Genomic DNA, 5,589 nt, shown 5'->3' on the forward strand with positions numbered 1-5,589 from the left:
GTGAGAAACGCTACAACTTCTGATATTAACCAGGTCTGCTTGTATAGTTTGTTATTAACAATTTAAACTGCTCGCGCTAAAAATATTATGCAGAATTTGCTTGCTCGTCTGTGGTTGCAGCAACGTCGCTCAAGATCTTTAGGGTTGGGAATTGCTGCCGTTTTGTTCCTACTGTGTTCCGGTTCTGCCGGATGGGCAGCAACTGCGGCGGATAATAAACCCAAACCCAACCCTTTAGAGATAACGACGCCCGATCCACTGCTGCCGCAGCCGCAAGTAGATCGTCCCCTGACTCCTGGAGAAATCAGCCAACTCAGGCAGGCTCTCGATGAATTAAATGCCCAGGCAGCGGCTCAGCTTAAAGCCGGTAATGCACCCGCAGCGTTTGAAATTTGGTATCGGGAATTGCGATTGCGGCGATCGCTAGGGACGGTGGAAGAGGTAGAAGCGCTAGGACGAGTGGGAGCGATCGCTTGGGAAAATAATCAAAAACTTGATTTGCAAATCATCACCAAGCGTTTGCAAGCAATTCAGGATCGGGCTTTTGGCAGGACACCAGAGCCGAAAGGCAAAACGCCGCGCCAGCAAACAAACTTGAATGGAGGCAAAACTGAAGAAATTGTTTTGTCTTCCCCTGTCTCGGCAGTGGACATAAAGCTGTTGCAAGCTTTGGGTCAAGCTTACCAGCAGATACGACTGCCAGCCCCCGCGCTGGAGGATTATCAGCTGTTGCTGGCTGATGCACGGCAGCGCCAAGATAAAGCCACAGAAGAGGCAATGCTGAAAATCATTGCCCAATTGCACCTGAACTGGTTTGATTATCCTAAGGCAGCGGCAACTTATGAGGAATTGCTGAGTTTTGCCACTCAACAGGGCGATACGGTCAACCAAGTGGTTTATCTGCAACAGCTGACTTACATTTACGACAAGGCGAAGCAACCGGAAAATTCTTTAAAAGTGAAGCAACGGCTGGCAGAAAGTTACCTCGCCATTAATGATTTAACTCAGATACCAGCGTTGAAGATAGCGATCGCTACCGATTACGAAGCTCTCAAACAACCAGACGAAGCGAGTAAAAACTACCAAGAAGCCTATAATATAGCGTGGTCTTTACAGCAGTTTGCTTCTGCCAGCGAAGCTTTGAAAAAACTAGGAGATCTCTACCGAACTTATAAACAACCTGAATATGCTTTGCAGGTTTATCAAACTCTTTTGCAGGTAGAGCGGCAGTCCTACGATTACTATAACTTGATGAAAACCTACGACCAAATCGGTCAGATTTATCTAGAACGCGGGGACTTAGCGCCAGCAAAAGCAGCGTTTGAACAAGGGTTGGAATTGGCAAGGTCGTTAAAGTATCAGGAAACTTACTTTGCCAATCAGCTAGCGCGAGTGACTCAGCAAGGTTCGCAGTAGATATCAGTTCAGAGAAAAGCGATCTCTTGTTATCTATAAGCCGCAAGCATTTCCAATCCCCCATCAAAAATGGTCTAACTGGGCATTCTGCCCTTACAGGCGTTTGTCCCAGCAAAACAGAAAGCTTTATATTCCTTCAGAGAGAGTTAAGACCTCAGAAAGTTTCCCACCGAAGATTGATTCTGTTTGTTTTGGCAATTGATAACTTTATAAGTATAAAGACAGCGCGGTTCTGAGCCTAAGTATTAAATATTAGAACTGCTATCAAAATTATCTCCCTTCCTGAGATAGTCTTTCTCCCTTGGTTATAGACTTCTGTGATTTGGTGTTTGCTCTTAGAGCCAAGTAGAAATGCTTGGTTCGTTTTTTTTATCACAAAAAGAGTACATCTTACTTTTGTAAAAATGCAAACGTGAGTTTAGTCACGGTTTTAGAAATCAAGAAAAAACTGTAAAGGTAAGGTTACTTTCTATCTTCCAGGAAGGTTTTCTGGGTGTTTTAGTGGCTTACATCAGTTGTCTTTCGTCAGCTAGATAGTAATTCCACAAGCGTTTTACCTAGATATTCATACTGCGCCGGAGTGTTGTAAAGTTGAGCTGAAATCCGAATCAGCTGTTTGGGAGGTGCAGGCCAATAAATCACCGGCACCTGAATCCCAAAGCGATCGCATAACGCATCTTGTAGTAGCGGCGTTATTTGCATTTCTCCTGGGCTGTCCGGTATTTCATCCGGCAATGGTACGGTTGCCATCGAACCAATCATCTCATCGGGACACGGTGGCGACACCTGTAGCGTTTCGCAAAGTAGTTGTCGTGCTGTCAAAGCCATTGCTCGGTTACGCGCCATTAATTCGCGCCATCCACCCGGTAACAGCGAACCCAGAAACCGGATAGCTTCAGCAACACACAGATAAGCGCTGGGATCGTCGGTGCCCATCCAGTCGAATTCTAGATGAAAGCGCGATCGCTCTTTTCGGGGCGAGTTGGCACCATGACTAATCGTTAGCGGACGAATTGCCGATTGCTTGTCGCGCCGCACATATAAAAATGCGGCTCCTTTGGGGGAACACAACCACTTATGACAGTTACCAGTGTAATAAGTCGCTCCAAGTTCCCGCAGATTCAGCGGCAGCATCCCCGGCGCATGGGCACCGTCTATCAGGGTATCGACGCCGCGCTCTGCCAGTTGGTGAGCAAGCTGTTGGATGGGAAAAATTAGCCCTGTCTGGCTGGTTACATGATCTAGCAGCGCTAACTTTGTTCTAGGTGAAACCCGCTCCATCACAGCTTCGCTGACTTGTTCTGGGGATGTGATGGGGAAAGGCACGGTTGCCACGACTATCCGCGCCCCAGTCCGACTGGCAATGAAATTGAGCGCATTGCGGCAGGCATTATATTCCTGATCTGTTGTCAGTAATTCGTCGTCAGGGGAGAAAGCAAGCGAGGCATCGCTCGGCTCGGCTAAGCCAAGCGATCGCAATATCACATTCACTCCAGTTGTCGCATTCGGGACAAATACCAACTCTTCTGGATCGGCACCCACGAACTGAGCTAACTCATCCCGTGCAGCATCCAGCAGCGGCTCAAACTCGCGCACAAAAAATCGCAAAGGTTCCCTTTCCAGTTGCGCCCGGTAGCGTTGTTGGGCTTCCAGAACCGGCAGCGGACAAGCACCAAACGAACCATGATTCAGGAACGTTACGGCTGGGTCAAGCGACCATAACTTCTGAAATTCTGAATGGCGAATGATGAAGTCTGAAATTTTCTCTTTCATGCTTCATCCTTACAATTAAATTAATTAAACTCCCCAGGCAAGATTCGAACTTGCGACCAATCGATTAACAGTCGATCGCTCTACCACTGAGCTACTGAGGATCGTTCACTCAATCTTTTCAACAGTTACTAATATTAGCGAGTGCCAATATAACTTGTCAAGCCCTTTTATAGTTTTCTGAGAAATTTTTTTGAGCCGAATGAATGTTCAGTTATTTCTGGTTCAAACGCCACTCAGCCAGACGCTCGCGAGCTTTAGCATCCAGGGAATTCGCTAAAAAACGCCCCGACGAATGTTTCTTGGGTCTATTTTTGCGTATAACCGCACGAGCGGTTAATTCTACGTCGTAACCCAGCTGTTGCGCTGACATCCATTCTGCGCCATACCCCACTACTGTTAATTGCTGCGCCCGATCTGATGTAGCGACAATCAAGCGCCGTGCCGATCTGTAGGGATTGTAACGAAAGGAGGCACAGGTTTTTTCGATGTAAGTATCTGCTGTCTGCCCAAAATCCGTGTAATAGACTGATAGCTCGTGGGTGATAGATTCACAATTACTGCGCGTGTCTTGATACTGGGCATCAAATACAACTTGAGTTTCAAAGCCCTTAAAAGCGCTGTAATTGACCAAAGCCTCAATTAATTCAAGACGAGCGGCTTCTAGCCCATTGCGATCGCGGGTTCTTTGCAGGTAAGACCATAGTCCAATGACGTTGTAGCCGTCAACGAGCAAAACAGCCTGCGGGGATGGGCGTTGCATTGTTTTAAGCCAAGATTTTTTTAGGTGAAAATAACTATTTCATCATCTTAACAATATAGTCAAGTCAGTTCTGTCGTCCTTTTTGCAGAACTAGCCAAAGCTTGTCTAAAAATAGTCTTTGTTTACAAAGGGGAATCTTGGGTTTGTAGGAGGCGTTGTCTTAAGCGTTTTGGCTCTCCTCGATCCACAACGCAGCCCTGCTCCAGCAAGAATGCACCGTCGGCATAATTTAACTCATCTAATCGATGCGTGACCCAAAGGGCAGTCAGACCCCGGCTTTTCACCAAGCTTTGCACTTGCGCGACTAAATCCAACTGAGAATCCGGATCGAGCAGGGCGGTGGGTTCATCTAATAGTAAGACTTCCGATCGGCGGGCGATCGCACCGGCAATGGCAATTCGCTGTTTCTGACCCCCACTCAGAGCATAGATGGGGCGTCGTTCCAGCGCGAGTAAATTAACCGCTGCCAGTGCTTGCTCTACCCGCCCGCGTATCTCAGCGGGCGAGAGATTTTCCTCCACCAGCCCAAAGGCAACATCAGCCCCGACTGTCGGCATCACCAACTGATGATCGGGATTCTGGAAGACAAAGCCAATTGGGTTTAATATCTGAATTTCTCCTGCTTGGGGACGCAACAGCCCAGCCAGTAATCTCAACAATGTTGATTTTCCACTGCCGTTGGTGCCCAAAAGCATCCAGAATTCACCCTTGGGCACCTCCAGAGAACAGGAATCTAAGACTTTCTCCCCTTTAGGCCAGTTGAAGCAAAGGTCTTTGACTTGAATGGCAGGCTTGACCATTTCGACACCAGCAGGAAACGTGTTCATTCAGCGAGGGCGAAGAAGCCGGGAGGTCTTCCAGCTGATGCTGTGCTGGATTTCTGAGATACCTGAACGGCAACAATCTCGCTACTGAGAATGCCGATTTTTTTCTCCGGCTGGCGTTCGCAAGTGAGTTCTAACAGTTGCGCGTTGCCAGAGCGGATTGCATTCAGAATTTCTTGGTAAACGCTTTGGGCATCTTCGTCTGACTTCCGTTGCACCGACAACGACATCGGCGTATTTTTCAAAATTAGGTCGATTGTAAACATGAGTTAAGCAATTGCAATTAAATATCGGCTCCACATCCCTAGTATCTCAGACGCGAGCCAGTTGCTGCCCGATGGGAAAATTCGTTGAGCAGGGGAGAAAGGATTTCATCTTCGCCTCTATCTTGGCGTTGGTAAGTTTCGCTAATCCTTTACTAGCCTGGACTTTAAGCGCACTCACCCCCTGAACTGTCGCGAGTGATGAACATCTGCGATCGCATCTGTCGCCTCTACCGCTAAATATTAAAATGAGTTAAATAAATTTACCCAAAACTGTGCAAGTTGGACATAATAAGATTAAACTCAGTAAAGAATCGTAAACTAGATTGACATCCTAGTTTGTTTTCTGCGTAGCCCATCTAGTTACAGGTGGAGCCAGCAGAAACCGCGATGACTGTACTTATAACTAACCTGTTTGGAGATTTGCTGTCATGACTATCGCAGTCGGACGCGCGCCAAGTTCAAGAGGGTGGTTTGACGCCATTGACGACTGGCTCAAGCGCGATCGCTTCGTATTTGTCGGCTGGTCCGGCCTACTGCTATTCCCCTGCGC

5 protein-coding genes, 1 tRNA gene and 1 pseudogene are annotated in these 5,589 nt (G+C 47.5%); 2 read left to right on the forward strand and 5 right to left on the reverse strand.

Features of this window, described 5'->3' with window-relative positions; translation table 11 throughout:
• Positions 1-87 precede the first annotated feature (87 nt).
• Positions 88-1,416 carry a tetratricopeptide repeat protein gene (locus tag H6F50_RS03050; RefSeq protein WP_190426195.1) on the forward strand — a complete coding sequence of 443 codons (1,329 nt, stop codon included), beginning with the start codon at positions 88-90 and terminating at the stop codon, positions 1,414-1,416.
• A gap of 525 nt (positions 1,417-1,941) precedes the next feature.
• Here the strand turns inward: H6F50_RS03050 and H6F50_RS03055 are convergent.
• The 5 genes from H6F50_RS03055 to H6F50_RS03075 all read right to left on the reverse strand — a co-directional run bounded on the left by H6F50_RS03055 (position 1,942) and on the right by H6F50_RS03075 (position 5,039).
• Positions 1,942-3,189 (reverse strand): aminotransferase class V-fold PLP-dependent enzyme, encoded by a 1,248-nt coding sequence (locus H6F50_RS03055; RefSeq protein ID WP_190426198.1) that lies wholly within the window; start codon positions 3,187-3,189, stop codon positions 1,942-1,944.
• Between the two features lie 29 nt (positions 3,190-3,218).
• A tRNA-Asn gene (locus tag H6F50_RS03060) sits at positions 3,219-3,290 on the reverse strand.
• 110 nt (positions 3,291-3,400) lie between these two features.
• Positions 3,401-3,949: an NYN domain-containing protein gene (locus H6F50_RS03065; protein WP_190411750.1), complete on the reverse strand. Its 549-nt coding sequence runs from the start codon at positions 3,947-3,949 to the stop codon at positions 3,401-3,403.
• A 122-nt stretch (positions 3,950-4,071) separates the two neighbouring features.
• Positions 4,072-4,749, reverse strand: coding sequence for an ABC transporter ATP-binding protein (locus H6F50_RS03070; protein WP_190426205.1), 678 nt, complete (start codon positions 4,747-4,749; stop codon positions 4,072-4,074).
• A 23-nt stretch (positions 4,750-4,772) separates the two neighbouring features.
• Positions 4,773-5,039 (reverse strand): hypothetical protein, encoded by a 267-nt coding sequence (locus H6F50_RS03075; RefSeq protein WP_190426202.1) that lies wholly within the window; start codon positions 5,037-5,039, stop codon positions 4,773-4,775.
• Positions 5,040-5,467: 428 nt separating this feature from the next.
• On the opposite strand from H6F50_RS03075, the pseudogene H6F50_RS03080 reads away from it, so the two are divergent.
• Positions 5,468-5,589: pseudogene (locus tag H6F50_RS03080) on the forward strand (photosystem II D2 protein (photosystem q(a) protein)); the annotation flags it as partial.

The sequence above is a fragment of the Coleofasciculus sp. FACHB-712 genome (assembly GCF_014695635.1).
Classification (GTDB): Bacteria; Cyanobacteriota; Cyanobacteriia; order Cyanobacteriales; family FACHB-T130; genus FACHB-T130.

What these genes read in the sequence shown, in the direction of transcription:
- H6F50_RS03050 (WP_190426195.1), top strand. Translation starts at nt 88, where the DNA reads ATGCAGAATTTGCTTGCTCGTCTGTGGTTGCAGCAACGTCGCTCAAGA.
- H6F50_RS03055 (WP_190426198.1), bottom strand. Translation starts at nt 3,189, where the DNA reads ATGAAAGAGAAAATTTCAGACTTCATCATTCGCCATTCAGAATTTCAG.
- H6F50_RS03065 (WP_190411750.1), bottom strand. Translation starts at nt 3,949, where the DNA reads ATGCAACGCCCATCCCCGCAGGCTGTTTTGCTCGTTGACGGCTACAAC.
- H6F50_RS03070 (WP_190426205.1), bottom strand. Translation starts at nt 4,749, where the DNA reads ATGGTCAAGCCTGCCATTCAAGTCAAAGACCTTTGCTTCAACTGGCCT.
- H6F50_RS03075 (WP_190426202.1), bottom strand. Translation starts at nt 5,039, where the DNA reads ATGTTTACAATCGACCTAATTTTGAAAAATACGCCGATGTCGTTGTCG.